This is a genomic window from Synechococcus sp. Lug-A, assembly GCF_024345655.1.
Classification (GTDB): Bacteria; Cyanobacteriota; Cyanobacteriia; order PCC-6307; family Cyanobiaceae; genus MW101C3.
Window position 1 is genome coordinate 1 of the sequence record NZ_JAGQBN010000028.1, and the last position, 21,559, is coordinate 21,559.

The 21,559-nt window shown below is 62.0% G+C and carries 22 protein-coding genes and 2 pseudogenes; 10 read left to right on the plus strand and 14 right to left on the minus strand.

The genetic code is table 11. The features are described 5' to 3' along the window. Nucleotides 1-197: 197 nt before the first annotated feature. Nucleotides 198-686: an ABC transporter substrate-binding protein gene (locus KBY86_RS14755; protein WP_255141683.1), complete on the minus strand. Its 489-nt coding sequence runs from the start codon at nt 684-686 to the stop codon at nt 198-200. A 301-nt stretch (nt 687-987) separates the two neighbouring features. Between KBY86_RS14755 and KBY86_RS14760 the strand changes: the two genes are divergently transcribed. Next, nucleotides 988-1,521, plus strand: coding sequence for a cupin domain-containing protein (locus KBY86_RS14760; RefSeq protein ID WP_255141684.1), 534 nt, complete (start codon nt 988-990; stop codon nt 1,519-1,521). Between the two features lie 405 nt (nt 1,522-1,926). Here KBY86_RS14760 and KBY86_RS14765 read toward each other — a convergent pair whose 3' ends face one another. The 4 genes from KBY86_RS14765 to KBY86_RS14780 all read right to left on the minus strand — a co-directional run bounded on the left by KBY86_RS14765 (nt 1,927) and on the right by KBY86_RS14780 (nt 9,212). Continuing rightward, a complete protein-coding gene (locus tag KBY86_RS14765) occupies nt 1,927-3,315 on the minus strand; it encodes a hypothetical protein (RefSeq protein ID WP_255141685.1) in 1,389 nt (462 codons plus the stop codon). After that, a complete protein-coding gene (locus tag KBY86_RS14770; RefSeq protein WP_255141686.1) occupies nt 3,290-3,631 on the minus strand; it encodes a hypothetical protein in 342 nt (113 codons plus the stop codon). The genes KBY86_RS14765 and KBY86_RS14770 overlap by 26 nt, the downstream gene beginning before the upstream one ends. Nucleotides 3,632-3,682: 51 nt before the next feature. Beyond that, on the minus strand, nt 3,683-7,918 hold the full coding sequence (locus KBY86_RS14775) for a CHAT domain-containing protein (protein ID WP_255141687.1): 4,236 nt from the start codon (nt 7,916-7,918) through the stop codon (nt 3,683-3,685). A gap of 625 nt (nt 7,919-8,543) precedes the next feature. Further along, complete coding sequence (locus KBY86_RS14780; RefSeq protein ID WP_255141688.1) at nt 8,544-9,212, minus strand: alpha/beta family hydrolase; 669 nt, start codon at nt 9,210-9,212, stop codon at nt 8,544-8,546. Nucleotides 9,213-9,287: 75 nt separating this feature from the next. On the opposite strand from KBY86_RS14780, the gene KBY86_RS14785 reads away from it, so the two are divergent. From KBY86_RS14785 to KBY86_RS15335, 3 genes and pseudogenes are all read left to right on the plus strand, one after another. Continuing rightward, complete coding sequence (locus KBY86_RS14785) at nt 9,288-10,511, plus strand: glycosyltransferase family 2 protein (protein WP_255141702.1); 1,224 nt, start codon at nt 9,288-9,290, stop codon at nt 10,509-10,511. Between the two features lie 583 nt (nt 10,512-11,094). Continuing rightward, on the plus strand, nt 11,095-11,238 hold the full coding sequence (locus KBY86_RS14790; RefSeq protein ID WP_255099220.1) for a hypothetical protein: 144 nt from the start codon (nt 11,095-11,097) through the stop codon (nt 11,236-11,238). A gap of 35 nt (nt 11,239-11,273) precedes the next feature. After that, nucleotides 11,274-11,534 (plus strand): annotated as a pseudogene (locus KBY86_RS15335) (type II toxin-antitoxin system PemK/MazF family toxin); the annotation flags it as partial. A 54-nt stretch (nt 11,535-11,588) separates the two neighbouring features. On the opposite strand, the gene KBY86_RS14795 reads toward KBY86_RS15335, so the two are convergent. Next, nucleotides 11,589-12,374 (minus strand): alpha/beta hydrolase, encoded by a 786-nt coding sequence (locus KBY86_RS14795; RefSeq protein ID WP_255141689.1) that lies wholly within the window; start codon nt 12,372-12,374, stop codon nt 11,589-11,591. 125 nt (nt 12,375-12,499) lie between these two features. Between KBY86_RS14795 and KBY86_RS14800 the strand changes: the two genes are divergently transcribed. Beyond that, complete coding sequence (locus KBY86_RS14800) at nt 12,500-12,949, plus strand: CopD family protein (RefSeq protein WP_255141690.1); 450 nt, start codon at nt 12,500-12,502, stop codon at nt 12,947-12,949. Nucleotides 12,950-13,078: 129 nt separating this feature from the next. On the opposite strand, the pseudogene KBY86_RS14805 reads toward KBY86_RS14800, so the two are convergent. The 3 genes and pseudogenes from KBY86_RS14805 to KBY86_RS14815 form a co-directional block, all read right to left on the minus strand. Next, a pseudogene (locus KBY86_RS14805) lies at nt 13,079-13,456 on the minus strand (AbrB family transcriptional regulator). Between the two features lie 74 nt (nt 13,457-13,530). Beyond that, nucleotides 13,531-14,181, minus strand: a complete 651-nt coding sequence (locus tag KBY86_RS14810; RefSeq protein WP_255141691.1) for a thermonuclease family protein — start codon at nt 14,179-14,181, stop codon at nt 13,531-13,533. Nucleotides 14,182-14,217: 36 nt separating this feature from the next. Continuing rightward, the gene (locus tag KBY86_RS14815; RefSeq protein WP_255141692.1) at nt 14,218-15,018 is read right to left on the minus strand and encodes a glycosyltransferase; all 801 of its coding nucleotides are present in this window, start codon (nt 15,016-15,018) and stop codon (nt 14,218-14,220) included. An 845-nt stretch (nt 15,019-15,863) separates the two neighbouring features. On the opposite strand from KBY86_RS14815, the gene KBY86_RS14820 reads away from it, so the two are divergent. Further along, entirely contained in the window at nt 15,864-16,337 is a 474-nt protein-coding gene (locus tag KBY86_RS14820) for a DUF421 domain-containing protein (protein WP_255141694.1), read from the plus strand. Between the two features lie 299 nt (nt 16,338-16,636). Here the strand turns inward: KBY86_RS14820 and KBY86_RS14825 are convergent, their stop codons facing one another. Continuing rightward, a complete protein-coding gene (locus KBY86_RS14825; RefSeq protein ID WP_255141695.1) occupies nt 16,637-16,990 on the minus strand; it encodes a helix-turn-helix domain-containing protein in 354 nt (117 codons plus the stop codon). A gap of 114 nt (nt 16,991-17,104) precedes the next feature. Between KBY86_RS14825 and KBY86_RS14830 the strand changes: the two genes are divergently transcribed. The 3 genes from KBY86_RS14830 to KBY86_RS14840 all read left to right on the plus strand — a co-directional run bounded on the left by KBY86_RS14830 (nt 17,105) and on the right by KBY86_RS14840 (nt 19,489). After that, nucleotides 17,105-17,839, plus strand: a complete 735-nt coding sequence (locus KBY86_RS14830; protein WP_255141696.1) for a glucose 1-dehydrogenase — start codon at nt 17,105-17,107, stop codon at nt 17,837-17,839. Nucleotides 17,840-17,860: 21 nt separating this feature from the next. Then, nucleotides 17,861-18,301 (plus strand): putative quinol monooxygenase, encoded by a 441-nt coding sequence (locus KBY86_RS14835; RefSeq protein ID WP_255141697.1) that lies wholly within the window; start codon nt 17,861-17,863, stop codon nt 18,299-18,301. 126 nt (nt 18,302-18,427) lie between these two features. After that, nucleotides 18,428-19,489 (plus strand): endonuclease/exonuclease/phosphatase family protein, encoded by a 1,062-nt coding sequence (locus tag KBY86_RS14840; protein WP_255141699.1) that lies wholly within the window; start codon nt 18,428-18,430, stop codon nt 19,487-19,489. A 489-nt stretch (nt 19,490-19,978) separates the two neighbouring features. On the opposite strand, the gene KBY86_RS14845 is transcribed toward KBY86_RS14840, so the two are convergent. Together KBY86_RS14845 and KBY86_RS14850 are read right to left on the minus strand one after the other, a co-directional pair. Continuing rightward, on the minus strand, nt 19,979-20,242 hold the full coding sequence (locus KBY86_RS14845) for a hypothetical protein (protein ID WP_094510581.1): 264 nt from the start codon (nt 20,240-20,242) through the stop codon (nt 19,979-19,981). Continuing rightward, nucleotides 20,239-20,454, minus strand: a complete 216-nt coding sequence (locus KBY86_RS14850) for a hypothetical protein (RefSeq protein ID WP_094510582.1) — start codon at nt 20,452-20,454, stop codon at nt 20,239-20,241. Before KBY86_RS14850 ends, KBY86_RS14845 begins: the two co-directional genes overlap by 4 nt. Between KBY86_RS14850 and KBY86_RS14855 the strand changes: the two genes are divergently transcribed. Further along, the gene (locus KBY86_RS14855) at nt 20,453-20,728 is read left to right on the plus strand and encodes a hypothetical protein (RefSeq protein ID WP_198948213.1); all 276 of its coding nucleotides are present in this window, start codon (nt 20,453-20,455) and stop codon (nt 20,726-20,728) included. The two genes, KBY86_RS14850 and KBY86_RS14855, sit on opposite strands and share 2 nt — an antisense overlap. An 83-nt stretch (nt 20,729-20,811) precedes the next feature. Here the strand turns inward: KBY86_RS14855 and dcd are convergent, their stop codons facing one another. After that, entirely contained in the window at nt 20,812-21,336 is a 525-nt protein-coding gene (gene dcd / locus KBY86_RS14860) for a dCTP deaminase (protein WP_255141700.1), read from the minus strand. Nucleotides 21,337-21,370: 34 nt separating this feature from the next. Further along, nucleotides 21,371-21,559 (minus strand): hypothetical protein (locus KBY86_RS14865; RefSeq protein WP_255141701.1); only part of this gene is annotated, 189 nt, incomplete at its 5' end.

Sequence of the window (21,559 nt, forward strand, 5' to 3'; positions counted from 1 at the left end):
CTGGCACCAGCCAGAGGTGGTGTGGATCAACAGGCCGCCAGAAGAGCCGATGACAACTCGGCCAGTACCATTGGCTCAGGCCGGTTGAATATCAGCCTAGGAGTGACATCTTTCCTGAAAGTCACCGAGGCGGGCCATCAAGCTGAAAATTCTCCTGCTGCTTCAGCAGCAGCGCACCCAATGGGCGGCTGCAGCGATCAGGGCTTTGGTGCCAGCAGCTCGGCCAGGAAGCTGGAGAGGCGGAATCCAGCCGGACTGGAATAGACGATGTCGGTGATCTTCCAGGTGCCTGCAGGTCCAGGTACCAGCTGATAGCGCAGCTGCTGCGGCGTCTCAGAGGGGCGGTTGCGCAGGCCTGCCTGCACCGCCACCCGGGCTTCCAGCCCTCCGCCGGGGGCGGCGGTGCAGCCGAGCACTTTCGCGCCAAAGGTTGACACCTGGGTGCCGCTGAACAGATCGAAGTCAACGAATCGACCGCTGGCTGGATCGAGCGCGTAGGCACGCCGCAACTTCTGGTACAGCCCATCGGTGAATCGGCTTTGCTGGCTCGTGATCTCGATCGGCCCGCGCCGCTCCTGCCGAGCCACCTGCCAGCGGTAGAGGCCATCAAGCTGGGCCTTCGCGGAAGCAGGGCACGGGGTGATCGCCACAGCCAGAAACGCTGGCAACAGCAGGGGTAGTGGCATAACGTCGTGCTGGCGTTTGTTTCGATCCTGGCAGCCAGGACACGCTGCAGGGCGGGGCCATCCCGATTGCAACAGCATTCTGTGAATTGGCGATGCCCAGGCCGCTTCATGGTGCGGGGTGGCGTCCTTCTCGAGATCCCCCTCTGCCAGGAAAGATGACGTCCCATGCTCCAGCCATTGAAGCTCTTGCCTCTCCACACCTCTTGCTCGACCGGATCATCAGGCGTAGCTGGCTGCGTGGCCACCCCCACCAAAATGGCCATCTGCGTCCGATCTGGAGCAGATTGGAGCGCTTGCGGAGGTGGCTGTGCTGATGGATGGCCGTGCACTTGCTCTGGCTTGTGGGCTGGGGCTGCTGGCGCAGGTGTCGCCTGCTCGTACGGACGAGGTGATCGGCCGTCCTGGCGACGGCGGGGTGATCACGGTGCGGCCGGCCACGCAGCTGGACAGCCGCCAGGGTCTGGGGCGCTTCGTGGGCATCTCCGGTGCCAACAGCGGGGCGCGCACGCTCTCGCTCAACCGCGTCGTGATCGCGCCCGGTGCCAAGGCCCGAGCCCATCTCCACCGCAACTACGAGACGGCGATCTACCTGCTGCAGGGAACGGTGGAAACCCGCTATGGCGCTGGGCTGCGCCAGCGGGTGGTGAACCGCGCCGGCGATTTCATCTTCATTCCCGCCGATCTTCCCCATCAACCGGTGAATCTCAGTGCCACCGAGCCAGCGATCGCGATCGTCACCCGCTCCGACCCCAATGAGCAGGAAAGCGTGGTGCTGCTCGACGATCAGGGTCAGCCCCTGCCGCCTCACCTCCAGCACGGTCACGCCCATCCCTGAGCCGGCGATCAACGCCAGCAAAGGGAAGCGGTTCTGCACGATCTGGACGAGGAGGCTATTCGCTCTTCAACCCATCGCTTTGATGGCACCAATCCAGGCCTTCAGGTCACTGCATGGGGTTGACTTGCGCTGATGGGGTCACAGTGAATTGAAAGGGGAAGGATGACTTCATCGGAGACTCGACACCCTCCTGAGCCCAGTCACGAGACGATAAATCGTGTTTGTGTGGGCAGCAGAGGAAAACCGCCGCTGAGCAGCTCCCGCAGGCAATGATCGCTCAACGCCACCATCGTCAGTGACGTTTAAACCGGCAGTATCCAGTGCCTCTGCTTCTATCGGAGAGGGAACAACAACTGGTTTGCACCAGGGGCAACTCAGAAGGGCTGGAACGTGTGTGTGGTGACCTCAGCGAGGAGCAGCTCGCCTCAACCATCCCAGCTGGGAACCCACGCGGCCGCCGAGGCTCCAGATGAAAAAGATCAGCAGGGCCGCCAGCAGGCCGAGGGAGGCGTGGATGGCGATGTCTGAGAGCCAGAGCAACTCGGGAGGAGGGGCGGCTGCCTGGTGGTGAGGCCGCTGGAGCCGCTGAAGGAGTTTTTCCGTGGGCCTGGGGCGGGTGGAGGCCGCCAGGCCACTGATTGTGAGGCCAGAGCCAACGATGGTGAGGGTTTTGCGGATGGTCTGCTCGCGTGCTTTCTCCGCTTCCTCCAGAGCGAGTTGCTGTTTCTGGGAATCCAGCGTCACGATAGTGCGGATCGCACTGATGGCCTGGTCTGCGTAGCGACGTCCGGGGGAGAGAACCTTGAGGTCGTGTTCGATCTGCCTCTGATGGATGGGGCAGTCTTGATCTAGAAAGCAGCCCATGAACGTGTCACCCTCCAGCAGCAGAAAGGGAATGCTGTTGTGGGCATTGGCCACGTTGTCGATCAGGGTGAGCAGATGGATGCCCATGTCGCGCTCACAACGGGAGAGTTGATGCGCATGGTCTGGCAAGGCAGCCAGATGAGCTTCAAGAATCTGAATCCGTTCCTGCCGTGCCAGGTGAGTATTCTCGCTGATCTTCAGCTCGGAGATCTGGGATAAGTGGCTTTCGATTGCTTCGTAGTGCCGTTTTCCTTCGGAAAAGCAGATGGCTGCTTGCTGAACCACAAAATCAATCTTGGCACGGCAAGAGAGCATGTTCAGGATGTGCTGAACCTCACGTCCATCGCTATCCTGCTTGCTCTTGATCCAGATGTAATGCGTGGTGTTGCCTTCGTCAACCTCCCGGATCGGTGAACCGCGCAGGATTTCAGTTCTGCTCAGATCAAGGTCGGCGATACCCAGGACCTCAGCGATCATGGCAGCGGCAAACGCCTCAGAGGCATCGTCAGAGATGATGGTGAGAAGGGTGCATTGCCCGAGCGAAGACGTCAGAGGATAGCGGCACTCTCTGAGCAAAGAGGCGGGCCTGATCGCAACGGTGGAGGAAAGATCAAGAATGAACGTGTCGTGCAGGAGGAATGGCTCTACCTTCTGCAAAACCTCAGCATGGCAATGCCCAGTAGTTTCTAAGGCGTAGAAGCCATCGCCGGGGGCCAATGGTGTGAGGCCTGGGTGAAAGCGACTCGACGAATTGGAGGCATGGATCAACTCGCGGATGATGTCCTTGCGGTGCTGATCTGACAGCCCTGGCACAGCCCCCAACAGCCTATCAATGCCATCATGGTCAACCGGTTTGCCCAGCCCATGGTGCAGCTGAAAGACAAGTTGATCGAGGCAGGCAAACTCAACGGGTTGGCTTGGGTTCACCATTCTTGTCAGATGCTCGCTGGGAATCCAATACGATGTTGCGAATGGAAGCCTTGAACTCTTCGGGGTTGAGCCGGGGCCTCACTCCACCAAGACGTGATTGAGTGTCTGTTGCTGGCGAGGATGAAAGAGGAAAGAGCGTTGTGTTGATCGCTGCGTGTTGAGTCAAGAATTCGCTCAGTTTGCTCGTCAGCTCTTCGCTGCTGATGTCTGGATCCAGTTTGGAGGAAAAGTCAAGGATGGCGTTGCGATCTTCAGGCGTGAGGATCGAGTGATTGGCTTGGAAGGCGGCTTGAAACTTGTGGGCATCCGCTGGCATGTGGCGAGCCATGCATCGTCTTGACAACGATAGCGAGGTTTGCTGGGCGGCCTATTGCCCGACCGCGCAGAAGGCCGCCCAGTAAAACGGGCTGCTGTAGAGGCGATCGGTTGGCTGATGCCGCCGCTTCAGCTCCTGGATGTCGTAGGTGTAGTTGGGGCGCACCGCTTCAGGGAGGCTGGGCAGTGCATGCTCGATCCGTGCCACGGCCTGCTCACAGGTGAGGTGGCGCAGCCAGTGCTGGGCTTGCTTGAGGGCAATGGCTACATCGGTTTGTCTCTGGGTTTGCTCCTGCTGCTTGAGCAGGCGATAGAACTCAGCCATCAGCAGGCCGGTGCTGATGTCGCTCACGGTCCAGAGGGTACCGATGACGCTGTTGCAGCCGGCATAGAGAAAACCACTGCTGAGGCCCACAAACTCATCGCTCAGGCTGTTGATCTCGCTCAGGCCGGTTTCGCAGGCGGAGAGGGTGACAAGGCGTGCCTGGCGCAGGTCCAGCTGGAAGAGATCGAGCAGCGTGAGGCACCTGGTGAGGTCGAGGGCGCTGCCGTCCAGTTGCGGCAGGTAGCGGTCGGGATCGGCATCGTCTGGCTGAGACTCCAAGTGGCTGTCCGCCAGGATGAGGGCCGAGAGCTGGGGCTGTGCGAAGTTGAACGTGCCGTGGCAGGAGAAGTGCAGGCAGGTGCTGCTGGCCAGGGTGGAGCTGCTCCGCTCCAGTGCGGCTTTGGTGGCTGCCTGTTGCCTGAGCACCGTGGGCTGGGGGCCAAACAGGGGATGGATAGCCTCGACTTCGAGATCGGTGTAAGGGAGATCCCGGGTGGGATTCTCGATGGCAAACAGAGAATCCAGGCCAGTCTGCGGCCGCTGCTGAACCAGCTGAAGCACCTGCAGGCTGGGGGCAAAACGCACACCGCGAGCGAAGCGATCCAACAATGTGCCGTGGGATTCGCTCAGCGACAGGCAGTGCAGCGGCAGCAGGTGCAGAAAGCGGTGGGGAACAAGGATCAACTGATCCGCATCCGGGGCCATCTCTGAAATCTTCCTGGCCAGGGAATCAATCTCCAGAATCCTGGCGAACTCCATCAGCGCCTTGGGCAAGGATTGTGCCCATTCCTCTTTCTCCTGAAGGTAGGTCTGAATGTAGCTTTTCAGGGCCTGGATGATATTCTTAAGAGTGTCTTCTGGGTACACATGACAGGTTGGCTGTGCGGCTTGTGCTGACACAAGAAAGGCCACCAGCCTGTCTCCTGCCACATACCAACTCACCAGGGCTGTGCGCCCATCCGGCAGGGCGGCTTGGAACTGCTCAAAGGTGAGAGGCTGCACCTTCTGGCTCAAGGAGAAGGTGGGGTCAATGGGTTGGATGTCGACCTGGATCAGGTGTTCGAGCTGTTGCTTGTCCCGCAGCAGTCGGTCAGTGGCGGCTTTAACATCCTGTTGTTTCGGCGGCCCTAGATTCAGCGTACGAGTATCGCCTCTGGCAATCGATCCACCCTCTGCGGTGGGGCCATGCGTTGCGTTTGTCTTGTTGAGCTGCCGTTCTGCCCGGGCTATTGAGCCGCGCAGGGCATCCAGGCGGCGAAGTACTTCTGGCGGTATGTCTCCCTTGGGATAGAGGTCTTTGGTGGCTAACAGTTCAACGAGATTGCGGGATTTCGAACGATCAGCCACCTCAAGGGCTTTGTCGTATTGCTCAGCATCTACATACACTTGCACGAGGTTGGCGTACACCTCGATGGCCTGGGCCACAATCTCGGCTTTACGCTTGGGATCAATCGCCACCGAGCGCAGGTTTTCCACGGCGTTGATGGCCAGTGTGTAGCCTTCGATGGCGATGTCTTGTTGATTGTTCTTAAAGCCCAGATTGCCGAGGTTCCAGGCTGTCTGCAGGCAATCTGCGGAGCGGGTCACCGAATCCCGAATCCGCAAGGCATTGGTATAGGCCTCGATGGCGTTCTCGATCTGTTGTTTAGGACTTTCTGAGAACGGGGCAAGCTCGCTGTAGGCGGTGCCTAGATTATTGTTTGTGGTAGCCCAGTCGTGTGGCCATTGGGCTTCTGTGAAGACCCGCAAGGCATTGGTATACACCTCGATGGCTTTCTCGAATAGTTGTTTCGGATTCTCTGAGTACGCAGAAAGATTACTGTAGGCGGTGCCTAGATTATTGTTTGTAGTGGCCCAGGCTTGCGGCAGCTTGGCTTCCGTTCTGACCCGCAAGGCATTGGTATAGGCCTCGATGGCGTTCTCGATCTGTTGTTTCGGATTCTCCGAGAACGGGGATAGACCGTCGTAAGTAGCACCGAGATTATTGTTTGTGGTGGCCCAGTCTTGCGGATGCTTGGCTTCTGTGAAAACCTGCAACGCATTGCTAAAGGCCTCGATGGCTTTATCGAACTGTTGTTTCGGATTCTCTGAGAACGGGGCAAGAGCTGTGTAGGTGGTGCCGAGATTAGCGTTTGCCACCGCGTAGTCTTGTGGACGTTCGGCTTCTGAGAAGAACCGCAAGGCATTGGTATACGCCTCGATGGCTTTCTCGAATAGTTGTTTAGGATTCTCTGAGAACGGGGCAAGATCGCCGTAGGCGTTGCCGAGACTTGTGTTTGTGGCGGCCCAGTCTTGCGGTAGCTCGGCTTCTGTTCTGACCCTCAAAGCATTGGTATAGGCCTCAATGGCTTTCTCGATTAGTTGCTTCGGATTCTCGGAGAACGGGGCAAGATCTTTGAATGAGTTGCCAAGACGAGCGTTTGTGGCGGCCCAGGCTTGGGGCAGCTCGGCTTCTGTTCTGACCCGCAATGCATTAGTGTAGGCATCGATGGCTTTCTCGATCTGTTGTTTCGGATTCTCGGAGAACGGTGCAAGATCTTTGAAGGCATTGCCCAGATTGGTGTTTGCAATCGCGTAGTCGTGTGGCAGCTCGGTTTCTTTGTAGACCCGCAAGGCATTGTTAATAGCCTCGATGGCTTTCTGGATCTGTTGTTTCGAACTCTCTGAGAACGGGGCAAGACCGCAGTAGGCGTTGCCTAGATTCATGTTTGTGGCGGCCCAGGCTTGCGGCAGCTCGCATTCTGTGTAGACCCGCAAGGCATTGGAATAGGCCTCGATAGCTTTCTCGAATAGTTGCTTCGGATTCTCCGAGACCGGCGCAAGCGCGCCGTAGGCATTGCCAAGATTAGTGGTTGTGGCGGCCCAGTCATCCGGCAACTCGGCTTCTGTTCTGACCCGCAAGGCATTGGTATAGGCCGCTATTGCTTTCTCGATTAGTTGTTTCGGATTCTCTGAGAACTGGGCAAGCTTGCTGTAGGCAGCACCGAGATTATTGTTTGTGGTAGACCAGTCTTGCGGCTGCTCGTCTTCTGTGTATATCCGCAAGGCACTTGTATAGGCCTCGATGGCGTTCTTGATTAGTTGTTTCGGGTTCTCTGCGAACGGGGTAAGCTTGGTGTAGGCGCTGCCGAGATTAGTCTTTGTCATCGCGTAGTCTTGCGGCAGCTGCTCTTCTGTGTAGATCCGCAAGGCATTGAAATAGGCCTCAATGGCGATCATCTGATTGGATCGAGGGCTCCCAAGGGGATACTCCTGCATTAAGTTCCCAAGGATAACAAGCACGGCAGCCAGTCCATTTCGCTGGCCTTGATCTACCTGTTCGATTGCACCAGTAAACCAGTCGCTCATCACGGCTGTCAGCCCAATGTTCAGCAACGGCAGATGCGCGCTGAGCAGAGGGTAAACGTTCGCTGGATCGCCTTTGCTCTCTACAACCGTACTCAATAGCTGAACTAAAAATGCTTCTTGCTCATTCGAGTGGCTAGGGTTACCAGTGCGTGAGCCGCTCGTCAGTTGGGCGGCAAAGCTGCGCAATCTGGCAGCATCTTGCTGGTTATTCTGCTCAACCAGCTTCAGGGCCACTTGCTCACATATGCTTACAAAATCCTGGTCCAGGAGTTCACCGTATGCCCCCAGGATCCATTGCTCTTCTCCGGCTTGGCACAGTAGGAGAAGTTGGATCAGATCCGCATAGGCCTGCTGCCTCTCTGCTGATGTGGGCTCCTGCCGTGAATCGCCTTGCCGGATGAACGTTGCAATTACTGGGCGAAGACTCTGAAGAATTGTTGCTGAATCGATGCTCCCTTGCTGCCGCAGAGTTTCCGAATAGTGCTGCATCGCCGCCACCAATCCCTCATCCAGCAGCTCTGGGTGGGCGTTGAGGATGGTGTTCTCCTCCCCGCTGGGGCACTTCAGCAGCTTGTTGATCAGTTCTGCGTAGAGGCTCAGGCGTTGGTCGTCCATGGAACGGTCAGCGACGTGATCTTGGCGATCTGGCTCGCCGGGCAGGTTCCTGAGGGTACTGGAGCTTTTCAGTGCCCATCGATCTACCCCAGCTCAGGGCAGCCGGACTTCCAAGCGCAGATGTCTTGCCGTTGCAGCCGGGGACCATCGGGCTGGGCCTCGATCACCCGCCGCAGTTTCCCGCGACCCGGCGATGAATAGCTGGTTGCCCAGGTTGAACAGGGAAATGCTGCTGCCCGACAGCCCCCAGTCCCAAGGCAATGGGGAGGGCATTTTACCTCCTGCTAAAAGCGCAGGGCCGTGTACTTCTTAAGCTCCGCCTTAGACGAGAACACATTGCTGGGCAGGAGGTGGGCGTTGCCTCACTCGCTCTGGTTAACGAACAGCACATAGGGCTGATGCTCATCCGTCCCCGACGGGTCGTCCAAGGTGGTGATGCGGATCTCAGCCGTGGCAATGCTCAACTCAGCTCTCCACCCCAACTCCCTGCCCCCACTCGCACACCACCTCTTTTGTGACGCTGCGCATTGAGTCACCCACCAGCTTGACGCCGGATTGTCGGTTCAATCCCGCAGATCGGTCTCTGGTCGCACCAGTTAGGTATTGGGCAATTCGGCTGTGAAGCTCAGCGGAACAACAGCTCCCGCAGGAACTGGTCGACCAACGCCACCGCCGTGGCCCAGTTCTCCGCTTCGCTGAGGCCCGAACTGCGGGTGGGCTTGAAGCTGTGGTCGCCGCTGGGTATCCAGCGCACTTGCACCTGCGGCGAGAAGCTGTAGGTCTCGACCTCCTCCAGTCGCCCAAAGCTGTCGCGCTCCCCCTGCAGGATCAGGGTGGGTGTGTGCAGGGCGGCCAGGTGCTCGGTGCGCAGCTGCAGCGGCTTGCCGGGCGGATGGAAGGGATAGCCCAGGCACAGGCAGCCCCGCACCCCATCACCGGCGGCCAATTCATCCACCAGCTGGCTGGCCACCCGGCCGCCCATCGACTTGCCGCCGATGAACAGCGGCCGCTCCGGGCTTTCGCCCCTCTCCAGCCGCACCTGCTGGCGGAACGCCTCCTGCAGCACGGGCATCCGATCAGGCCCCTGGCGGCGGGCCGTTTCGCGCATCCGGGCCATGTAGGGGAACTCAAAGCGCACCACCCGCCAGCCCTGCTGCGCAAGGCCGCTGGCGATGGCCGCCATGAACGCGCTGTCCATCGGTGCACAGGCCCCGTGGGCTAGCAGCACGGTGGCCGGCGCGGCATCGGGACCATCGATCAACCGTGGCGCGGAAGTGGGGGCCTCAGTCGTCATCCGCCAATCCTGGATCGGTTCAGGGTGATGCGTGAGCCGGGCCACCATGGGCTGATCAATCCTGAGGGCTACGCCATGGATCCAGCCACGGCCCTCGCCTGGGCGCTGCTGTCGATGGCCGCCGCCGCGGCGCTTGGCCTGGTGATCCTGATTGCTGGCCTGGCGCGGGTGTTTGCGCGGGCGCCCAGGCTTGCGGAACGGCCGCAGCCGGGAACTGACGTGTTAGCTGCCCTGGCCAACACTTCGCTTACGGCGGTGGTGCCCGCCTACAACGAAGCTGCCAACATCGCCTCCTGCCTTTCCAGCCTGCTGAGCAGCGAGGACCCCTGTGGCGACTGGCGGGTGCTGCTGGTGGACGATCGCTCCAGCGATGCCACGGTGGCGATCGCCCTGGAGGCGGCAATGGCCTGCGGCGCCACGGAGCCGCACTTCTCGCTGCTTGATGCCGGGGCCCGGCCGGTGGGCGAGCGCTGGGTGGGCAAGAACTGGGCCTGCAGCCGCGCCATGGAGCACGTTGTGAGCGAATGGGTGCTGTTCGTCGATGCCGATGTGCGTCTGCAGCCGGCCACCCTGCGGCGCGCCCTGGCCCAGGCAATCGCAGACGGGGCCGACCTGTTCAGCCTGGCGCCGCGGCTGAGCTGCGGCTGCCTGGCGGAGTGGATGGTGCAGCCGATCATGGCCAGCCTGCTGGGGCTCGGCTTTCCGATCGAAGCCGCCAATGATCCCGCCAGTCCGGTGGCCTTCGCCGCCGGGCCGTTCATGCTGTTCCGCCGCAGCACCTACCTGGCGATCGGCGGCCACCGGGCCCTGGCGGCAGAGGTGGTGGAGGACCTGGCCCTGGCGCGGCAGATCAAGCAAGGCGGCCATCGTCTGCGCTACCTGCTGGGGTTGGATGCGCTCGAGCTGCGCATGTACAGCGATTTCGCCTCCCTCTGGGAGGGCTGGACCAAGAACTGGCTGCTGGGCCTCGATCGCGATGTGGCCAGGGCCCTGGCGGCCTCGTCGGTGGTGCTGCTGATGTTCAGCGGCCCCTGGTTGCTGACACCGGCCGCTGCGATTGCGGCCGCGCTGCTGCCCGGCCAGCGGCTGGTATCGCTGAGCGCCCTGGCTCTCGCCCTGGTGGGCATCGGCCTGCAACTGGTCCTGCGCCTGTGGACCCGCCGCCAGTTCCAGGTGCCGCTCACCCTCTGGTGGCTGATGGGAGCCGGTGGCCTGGTGGTGGCCGCGATCGGTCCGGTGTCAGTGTGGCGCACCCTCAGCGGCCGCGGTTGGACCTGGAAGGGGCGGCTGTTGGCGTGAACAGCGACCGGTTCATGAAGAGCCGTTGCCGGAGATCACAAGCGGTGTCCTCCTGACAGGAAAGTCTTGCCGCCTGCGGCCGGCGGATCGATGGTGATGACATCACCAACCGGGAGGCTCCAGAGCATGGATGACACCCCACCCGAGCAGGTGTGAGGAGCGCGCTGACGATCCGGCCCCTGCTCCAACACTCTCATCGGATCTCTGGCTTCCCTGGCGTGTTACGCCGTCGCCGTCCATTGCACCGCTATAGGTGCCCCGGACCAAACGGGAAGTCCCTCTAGTCACCTGGCCCCAGGTGCCAGCGTCAGCCACTCCGCCCCCATCAACCAAACTCCTTCAGAGCCCGGTGACCTCGTCACCGGGCTCTGTCGTGCTCAGCCTTCCCATGCCTGACCTGGCCCAGCCAGGTGGTGCCGTCACCATCGAGCCGAGATCGGAGTGACGTCTAACGTTGAAGCATCAGACCATGAGGTTGGCGGAAGCCGCTGCCGTCATGACCCCAGCCGATCAAGCCAACCAAAAGCTCGACGCTCCCTTTTCCGTACGCCGCCGGCAACGTGGGGGGAGAAGCGTCCTGCAGGTGAGCAGTTCGCTGAGCGCCATGGAGGCTCTGCGAGCACGGATTCGGGCCCAGAGCAAAACCGTGGCCGAGCACATCGCGGCCGATCCGGACGCCAAGTCTTTCATCGGCAACTGGACCACACCTGAGCCCTTCGGCCGCTGAGCACAAGCGAGGAGCTGAAGGCGGGGCAAATCGTCATGGTCGATTGGCGCAAAGATCCAGGCGACCCCGATCGAGACCCACACCCCCCGGAGCCCAACAAGCTCAGACCGGCAGTGGTCGTGCAGGACTGCGCACTGTTTGACCTTGTCTATCCAACAGTCTTCGTCGTGCCGATGACGAGCGACGCCGAGCTGGCCATTCCAGACCTGACTGTGGTGCTGCAGCCCAGCGCGACCAACGGCTGCAAGAAGGTGAGCTATCTGCTCCCGCAGAATCTCACCTGCGTGGCCAAGACACGCATCACCACAGCCACCGACTCCTGCGTCACCTCCGCCGAGCTTCAGCAACTGCTAGCGGTTGTGGGGACGGCCAGTTTCCTGGCCTTGCAGGGCAGCGCGAAAGGCCGCCGAATTGAGGATCGGCGTGTTGTGGTCAAGGTCGGGCACCAGAATCAGCTCTGCCACGCCGGGCTGGAAGGCGCGGTGCAGGGCGACGGCGTGGCGAGTGGGCACCACCCGATCGACGGCCGCCGCCACGATCGTGGTGGGGGCGCGCACCAGGGGCGCCTCGGCGGCCGCATCCCAGCGATCGAGCAGCAGCAGATCCACCGGCAGCCACGGCATGGTGCCGCGGGCCACCGCCAGCAGGCTGTCGAAAGGCACCAGCAGCACCAGCCGCTGCACCGGGCGGGTGGCAGCCAGATGCACCGCGGGCCCGGTGCCAAGGCTGCGTCCCACCACCGTCACCGCGCTGTGGCGCTCGGCCACGTGGGCATAGAGGGCCCGGGCGTCGGCGCGCAGGGCCGCTTCGCTGGGTCTGCCCTCGCTGCCGCCGTAGCCGCGGTAATGAAGCAGGTAGAGGGCTGTGTCGGGCAGCAGAGCGGCCAGCTCGGCGCGGGTGAGGGACACGTCCTCGGCGTTGCCCCCGAAGTAAATCAGCGCCCGAGGACCCGGATGGGGGCGATGGGCCACCAGCACGCGCTTGCCCTCCACCTGCAGCTCCAGCCGGCCGGATGGATCGGCGGCGGGCTGGGGGAAATAGATCAACGAGCGCTGGGACAGGAACACCAGCAGGGAGACACCGCCGTAGCCCAGCGCCAGCAAGCCGGCCCAGCCCAGCCACCTACCCACAGTCATCGGTGCTTTGCCCAGCGCCCTTCAACAGCCCAGGATGAACGGCGCCGCACGCCGATCGACGATCACCGTCATGGTCAGACAGCCCGAACGGGCTCCATCGTGCAAGCAACCGAGTCCTCGTTGAGATGGCTGTGTTCTCGCTGCTGGTGATTGTGCATGCCCTGGCCGCCACGGTCTGGACCGGCGGCCATCTGGTGCTGGATCTGGGCGTGCTGCCCCGCGCCCTGCGCGAGGGTCGGACGGCGCCGATCCGCGGCTTCGAGGAGACGTTCGAGCCGCTGGGCCTCACCGCTTTCGCCATCCAGGTGGTCACCGGCCTGTGGATGGGCTGGATCTACCTTCCCCACTTCCAGGGGCTCTTCAACCCACAGAACCCGATCGGCCTGCTGGTGGGCACCAAGTTGCTGCTGCTGGTCGGTACCGCGGCACTGGCCGTGCATGCCCGCCTGCGGCTGATCCCCAACCTCAGAGACGACAACCTCAGTGGCTTGGCCTGGCACATCCGTGGCACCACTGCCCTGGCGATCGCCTTTGTGGTGGTGGGAGCGCTGATTCGCCTGGGCGGGTTGGGTTGAGAGGCTCGCTCCCCATCGGCCAGGCCTTCAAGCCGCCACTCCGATGGTCCAGATCTCCGCCTTGCTGACGCCGGAACGACGGGTGAGCTTGTAGCCGTTATCAGCGCAGGGGATCCAGCCCAGCGACCTTCACTCCTCGTCGTCAGCCCCACCAGCAGGAACCAGGCGGATCTGCTTGCGGCCCAGCTTGATTTCAAACTCATCGCCAGGCTTGAGGTCCAGCAGGGCGGAGTACGCCTTGCCGATCAGCAGGTTGCCGTTGCCCTACACAATGGCGACATAGCTCAAGGTCCAGCCACCCTTGCCTTTGCTCTTGCTGTTGCCATCACCCAGGCTCACGCCCTTGGCTTCCAGCAACGGCTCATAGAACGCCGTGAAGTTCAGGCGTTCACCACCATCCTTCTTGGTGCTGACAGTACCCGACTTCCGCACCAGATCTGATTTGGAGACTTCACCCAGTTCCTTGACCGTGGCGAGAAGTTCAGATCTGGTGAGGGCCGTGGTGATGGAGAATCAATCGGTTGGACCACACCGATGACGCTGTTGGTGGCCAGAGCAAGAAGGTGCGGGTCTCCGTCCCCTCAGCGGAGGCTTTCGCAGGCCACACCATCACCATTTCCATCCAGGTAGGTGTGGGCTTGGCGCAGCAACTCCTGTGCGCGTGCAAAGGAGCCGATCTCACTGCAGCGATACCTCCGGCCACCAGGAATCGACTCGGTGCCGCTACCTGCTCGGCCCGACGATCTGCCGCGTCGGAAGTCCCAGGGACGGGTGATGCCGCCCGGCACCCTCCACACCCCGAAGCGGCTGCGGGACGCCCGGAACTCGGCATCCAGATACTCCTTGGCGTTGCATTGGGCCAGGTATGGGCGGTAGGCAAACGCCATGCCGTCTTCCACCAGCGCCAGGTTGAGGTTCACATCCCCGATCACCTCCGCCACTGTGCGGCCAAAGCGATCCACCGTCTGGGGCCTCAGCGTCACGCTGGAGCCCAGCCGCAGCCGGCTCTGCAGGTAACGGCGGGCGTTGACGCCATGGGGAGCCTGCGCCATCTCGGGGGCATCGATGCAGGCCAGCCGAATCGTGAGCCGCTGCTGGCCCTGCTGCACCCGGATCGTGTCACCGTCACCGATCGAGAGCACCGTGGCGCGAACCTCGGGTCCGGCCATGGCGGCCGGGGCCACCTGCACCGCCAGGAACAGACCCGAGAGCATGAGCTGAAGAAGGTTCATCGGGCTACTCAGGATCAACTGCGGCTTCCCGCAGAATCACCCGACAGTCATGCTGGATGCAGAGAATCGACGATCAAGTTCAACCGGGCTGATCATCTGAGCAGAACGAAGGGCCCAAGACGCGGAAGCTTGGGTTGATTGGAGCAGAATCCGCTCACCTCTTTCCCATGCACAACGTCTTGAAAGAAGCTCGAGGTCGTCAAACCAGGTTGTTTTCGTCATCTGGCCCCCATGCAACCGAATATGATAAACATGGGCATCAATCACCACACCGGGTGCCATGCAGGTCACGGCCATCATCATGCCAAGATCTTCTCCTTGAGGTAAGCCCATCCAGCCACCAGCCCGCTTCAGAAGGTTGGCTTCCACGAGCAGGGTTGTTGGCCCCAAGGGGATGCTGGCCTTCGGTGTCGGCCAGGCACGCCAGATGTCTCCGGGGGAGCTGGGGCCTGCTGACACGATTCCTGGGTCGATCTTTGAATCATCCGTGCAGTATCCCGCAGACCAAAGTGCACCTTGATGACTGCGGATTGCATCCAGTCGTTTGTCAATCGACTGCGGATGAAGCCAGTCATCGTCATCGGCGCTGGTAATCCATTCGCCTTTTGCAACCACCAAGCCCAAATTGCGAGCGGCGGCTTGGCCGATGGACCGCCCTGTTGCAATGACAGTCGCCCGTTCGCAGAGTTCAGGCGGAAGGTCTTCCCGGCTGGCACCATCAACAACAACAACGTGTTCGACCAAGCAATCGTTATTCCTCAGGCTCTCATTCAACTCCACCAACATGCTGAGCCGATCTGGCAGAAGCCTGGTTGGAGTGATAACGCTGACAGTCATCAAGTTTGCAAGCGCTATGCCGTTGTCTCTTCACTGTAGACACCGTGAATCTGGGAGCCTGGCCAGGCGCCAGGGTCCAAGCTCACTACGGAGCGGCCTGTGGGCCCAGGCTGGGGTGATCAGCTCAGTCTGAGCGGCCGACGCCCTTCCATCTTCACCACGCTCAGGGGCGCGGCTCCAGCCTCTCCAGCGCCAGCCCCGCGCTCACCGATGAACTCCTCCGCCCACCGGGCCCCGGATCAGGGGGTGGTGGCGCTCCGGCTTGAGTCAGCCGCATTTGGCACGTGCCAAAGACCGATCACGATGATCCGATGCTGAACAGCAGCTGCAGCATGGCGAATCCCGCCAGACAGGTGGCAGCCAGCAGTGGGATGGTATGCAGCACAATTGGGCTTCCTTGGCCTCCGGTCTACCCACGCTGACTCCCCAATTCCTGCAGATGAAGGGCAGGGTGTGGAGACCAACAGACACATTCGCTGATGACGTTGTGTTGCTGATGGCCTGATCGCTTTCTCCAGTTGCTTTCAGAACACGACCCTCTGCTACAGCCAACGCACCAAGCCACCCACCGCCGGCACCGGCGCGACGGTGTGGCCGACGCAATCGAATCAGTTGCGAAGGTCCACGAACGTTCCCTCACCATTGATGCGAGGCCGGCAGGTGCCGGAAGTGAGGCAGCAGCCCAGCCGATGGCGGCCCAAGATGAACGTGATGCCTTTGCCGTTGGGCAGGCTCCCCAGAGCCTCAGTGGAGGAACCACAGTGGCCAGCAGCTCGTTGCTTGATTGGCAAAGAACTCCTGGAGCCTGGGCCTAAGCTTGCCGGCATACCCATTAGGAGTGGTGGATGTGGAAACTTGCCATTCCGATCTGGGAGTTCGTGCTTCGCGGAGCAATCGTTTACATCTTTCTGCTCGTTCTGCTGCGAGTAACGGGCAAACGACAGATCGGTCAACTCGCCACGTTTGACCTTGTTCTTTTGCTCGTGCTCTCCAACGCCGTGCAGAACTCAATGAATGGTGGTGACAGCTCTCTGGTCGGCGGACTCGTCTCAGCCTTGACGCTCGTGGGACTCAACTATGTTGTTGGCCTTGCCACCAGCCGCAACAAACGCATGGAGGCCTTCATCGAAGGGCGCCCGCAAGTGCTGGTTCACAATGGAAAACTCTATCCCGACGTTCTGATCCATGCGCAACTCACCCGCCACGAGCTTGACACCGCCATCCGGGCTGCCGGTTGCGATTCAATCAATGATGTGCACGTGGCCATTCTGGAGAACAACGGATCGATCACCGTGCTACCGACCCATTCCAGACGATGAGGCCTGCATCAACCGTTAAGTCAACAAGAGACAAGCAGCCCGAGTGGCGGCACCCATGGCACTCAGCGAGTTCCTGTCTTGCACGCAGATCGGACCCAGCGATGTCGAGCAGACCGCAGCCAGGACATGCGCTTCAACCACCAATTCACCCGATCGGACGCCGTCCCGAGCCGAACAGCCGAGTGCTTTGCAGATGCCAAGGGCTAGGCCCGGTTGCAGGGCCGCGTCTGAACGTGCTGATCAGCGATGCGTTGGATCCGAACAGCTCGGCGGCATGCAGGCCCACCGGAACTGGGAGATCATTCGAAGCGATCCTGGCGCTGCAGGTGTTGCTCCCCCCAGGCACAGAGTGACTGAATCAATGGGATCAGGCTGCGGCCGTAGGCACTGAAGCGATAACTCACTTGCGGCGGTCTGGCAGGCATCACCTCCCGCTCCACCAACCCGCCGCGTTCCAGGTCGCGCAGGTGCTGGGTCAGCACCTTGTCGCTGATCTCTGGAATCGCGCGGCGCAGATCTCCGTAGCGCTGAGGGGTCTCCCGCAGCTGCCAGAGGATCGGCAAGGTCCACTTGCCCTGCAACACCTTGAGGGCAGCTCTCACGAAGGTGGTGCCTTCGATGGGATCAGTCCCCGTCGGCAGGGTTGCGCTCATTGGAGATGGCGAGCCTGGCCCGGCAACGCACCTGAAGGTAAGCCCTTCCTTTCCATGGCGGTCCGCCATAGGTTGCCGATCGATCCCCACCGTCCTCGAGCCACCACAACGACGATGACGCGATTGCATGGCAAGGTGGCCCTGGTCACGGGCGCATCCCGCGGCATCGGCCGGGCCATCGCTGAGCGGCTGGGGCGTGATGGAGCCGATGTGGTGCTCACCTACGCCGGCAATCGCGAGAAGGCAGAGGCCGTGGCGGCTGCGATTCGAGCAGGTGGGGTGCGGGCCCTGGCACACCAATCCGACCTCAGCCAGGTGAGCCAGACCCGGGCCCTGTTCGCAGCCGTGCTCGAGCAATTCGGTCATCTGGACATCGTCGTCAACAACGTCGGGGTATCCGTGTTCAAACCCACGACTGACATCGAGGAAGAGGACTATGACCGCGTGATGGGCACCAATGCCCGCGGCACGTTCTTCGCCCTGCAGGAGGCGGCCCGCCACGTGGCCGACGGTGGCCGGATCATCAATCTGGCAAGCGGTGCCACCCGCCAGGCCCTGCCCGCCGCAGGTCTCTACGCCGCCAGCAAGGCGGCGGTGGAGCAGTTCGGAATGGCCCTCTCCAAGGAGCTCGGCCCCCGTGGCATCACCGTCAACCAGATCGGCCCCGGGGTCACCGACACAGACGGCCTGGTGATGCCAGCCGATGCCCTGGCCCATCTGATCGCTGCCACTCCGTTGGGTCGCCTCGGCCAACCCGCCGATCTGGCGGATGTGGTGGCTTTTCTCGCCTCCGATGACGCCCGCTGGGTGAACGGACAGACGCTTCAGGTGAATGGCGGCATCCTCTGAGATCTTCCCTGCACGTCATCAATGACCGGAACAACTGCCAGCTCTGACAACGGCTTTCCCGTCAACACGATCAGCGTCGGCGATGGCATCGTGCTGATCAACGTGTTTCATCTGGATCCAGATCAGGCCGAGGCCTTCGTGGCCACCCAGGTGAGCGAATACAAGCGCCTGCAAGGCGTCTTTCCGGGCAGCCTGAGCGCCAACCTGCACCTCAGCCTCGATCGCACCCGCGCCGTCAACTACGCCCACTTCAGCTCCGTCGAGGCCTATCTGGCCATGCGCGCCAGCCCTGTCTTTGCGCAGCATCTGGAGCGGCTGAAGGGACTGGTTCTGAAGGCCGAGCCGCAGCTCTACACCGTGGCCTACACGCAGAACGCCGATCAACCCGCGTCCAACGCACCCCTGCCGCCCCTCGTGGATCCCTCTCAGGCGCCGCGGCTTGGCCCGGTCACGCCTCAGTGAAACAGCTGGGGGCGGTGGTCTGCCACGCCTGAGCTCACCGACCCAGGCTGCTTGAACATCTGCCTACATGCAATTTTAACCTGACGTTGCTATATCCCAGTGAAGACTGAAGCGATCGGGAGCTCCATGACGGCCTTCAAAGTGATGAACTGGAATGTGGAGAACCTGTTCCTTCCTGATCCCTCGAAGCCGGAGGCTGAGCAGGAATTCCAGGACAAACTCACCAAGCTCGCCGCCGTGATCGACGAAGAGCAGCCTGATCTGCTGGCTCTCCAGGAGATCGGTCCGAACGGCGCCCTGGCGGCTCTGCAGCAGGCCCTGACCCATTCGATGCCCCATGCGGCGGAAGGAGTCCCGGAAGCCGGCGGAGAACCGAGCCGTGCCATCCGCGTGGCGATCCTCTCCACCCGCCCTCTGAGCGGTATCCGGTCCATCAGCCCGTTTCCGGATCTGATCCGTCCGGTGCAGCAGAAGGATCCGGTCTTCGACAAGCCGGGCACCGTCGCCGATGAATCGCTACTCGCCGCCATGGGCCGCAGCGCCCTGGAGGTGGTGGTGGAGGTTGACGGTACGGAGGTGACCGTGATCACCGCCCACTTCAAATCGAAGCTGATCAGCTATCCCCGGCCGAAGGGCAACTTCAGCCCGAAGGATGAGGACGAGCGCTACCGCTATGCGGCCTACGCGCTCTACCGCCGCACCGGGGAGGCGCTGACGATCCGTGACCGGATCAATGCGATCCTCTCCTCCAGTGCCGGAGAGCCCGATCCCGATGACGGACTGGGGCGTGAGAAGGCCGTGGTGTTCTGCGGGGACCTCAACGACCAGCCCGATGCCGCCACCACCCAGATCATTCAGGGTCCGACGGGCTCAGAGCTTGAGACCGCAGGGTTCCTCACTGGCGACAAGGGAGACGGCTACCGGATGTGGAATCTGGCTCCGCGCCTCAACGTCACGCCGGATGGCGAGCCACCCGCAGAGACTCCCTACACCCGGGTGTTCAAGGGCCGTGGTGAATTGATCGATCACATCTTTGCCAGCCACCGCCTCGTGAACCCCAAGAACATCCCAGACGCCCGCACCGTTCTGGCGACGAACCGGCTGCCATCGGTGAATGAGGTTCCCACCGAGCGCAAATCCGACCCGGCATCCGATCACGCAGCGGTGGTGGCGACCTTCATGATCTGATCATTCAAGTGCACACCTGGCATGAACTGGGCTGAACCCACGGAACGTTGCCAGAGACCCAGAGGTTTTGAATGGCTCTGTTCATGAGTTAGCCTGAGTGTGCTCAAGCTGGTTTGGCTTGTTGGCCACCTGTGAAGCAAGTCCTGTTCATTGGCTGATCGGACTTAATCGTTGTCCGAACGTTCGCCACGTTTGAGGCAGTAAGCGCGAGTTTCTGGTGGTTGGGGTTAAAGCACCGCCTCTGTCTGTCATGTGAAGTGACGGATCATGAAATTGTGCCGCATGCCGCGTGGTTGGGTGTCAATGCGGTAAAGCATTGGGGTGACATTGGTTGATGAACGCCCTTGCTCCGCCGCTCGAGCTGGCTGCGGATAACGTTCCAGCTCCAGAGTTGCGGTCTGGACATCCTGTTGAGGCACACAGGCGACGCACCGATAGCGGCTGGGGGGTGAGACTGCCCAAGGCCATACCGGCGGCCACGGCATCGCGCTAGGGGTCAGGCTTCCGCAACCGCCTGGCGCCCAGCACCGCCAGGGCCACGAGGGAGAAAGCGGCCAGCCACAGCAACAGCAGCACCGCGAGGGAGGCGAGACAGTCGAGTGGGGTCTTGATGGCGCAGTAGAGCAGGCCCCAGAGCGTGAGCGGCAGCAACACCACCAGGGAGGCCAGCGCACCAGCCAGTGCCACCACGAACAGCAGGACGCGCAGCAGCCGGCGGAGCTTGGCGCGGCGATGGCGTGGGTTGCTGGTCATCGCCCCGGCGCAACCCAAGCGGCGGTAGCCACCTGTGCGGCGATAGCCACCCGTGCGGTGGGGATCGCCTGGAGGGGGAGGGTCATGGCGAGCAAAGCAACGGAGGTGCGGCGGGCACGGCCCATCCCTGCGGCGATGGTGCGGTTGTTGGTTGTGCTGGCTGCCGCCAGGCCATCAGACTCCTGGATGATGCCCTTGGATCCTCGCGCCATGAAGACGTCACGCTGCGCTCTGGCCGCCAGGCTCCTGGCCCTGCCGCTGCTCACACTGCCGCTGCTGATCCCCGCAGCGGCGGTGGCACAGAAGCGGATCCCCAAGCTTCCGGGCTACGACCAGTGCCCGCTGGGGTATGTGAATGACCTGAAGCAGCACTGCAATTCACCCATCTATTACGAAGTGAGGCCCACTTACGGCAAGCCCTGCGAATCGGGCTGGATGAACATCGGCGCCGGTTACTGCAAGAAGAAAACTCTGGGCATTTTCTGACTGTTGCTGCCGCAGCCCCCAGTCGCGCAGATCAGAGGCAGAGCCGGCAGCACCCCCGTACCGCACCAGGAACGACCGGGCTCTCAAAAGGAGTCCTCCGTCTGGCCAGCGAAGCCACCGGCATAGATCTCGCTCCCCTCCAGCTTCTGGAACACGAACTGGCAGACCGCGGTGCCGGGAATCACGGCCAGGGGAGCGGGGCCGAAGTTGCTCATCTCCAGCACCTGCTGGCTGTCGATCCCCGGCCCCATGAAGGGGGCGCTGATGTGAACCATCAGGCCCAGCCGCGCAAAACGGCTGCGACCCTCCAGCCAGCCGCACAGCCCTGGCCCCAGGCGCAGCCGCTCCTGGGTGATGCCCAGCACCGTTTCGCCCGGCATGATCAGGATGTGCTCGTCCTGGGGCACCTTGATCTTCTCGGTGAGCTGCCGGTAGTCGGTGTGCTCGCGCACCTCGATCACCTCGTGCACCTTGCGGAACACGCGAAAGGTGCCGGCGAGGGTGAGGTCGAGAGAGGCGGGGCCCAGCCGCTCGGGCACGAACGGCGTGACTCCGATCGCGCCCGCTTCGATCGCCTGCAGGATCGCCTCTCTGCCGAGAACGGCCATGTTTTTCGCTGGGCACAGGCGAGGGTGGATTGTCTCAGGCGGTCGGCCGGGGCCCAGCGACCAGGTCGTCGATGGTCTGCTCCAGCAGATCGCGGCCGCTGTCGTACACGACGCGCGGCGCCGGCCGGCCAGCCTCGGTGGCGCCCAGTCGGCGGGCGGCGGCACGGCGGCGCTTCAGCTGGGGATCGGCGTGGCGGGCCGCCTGGGCCCAGGCCTGACGGCT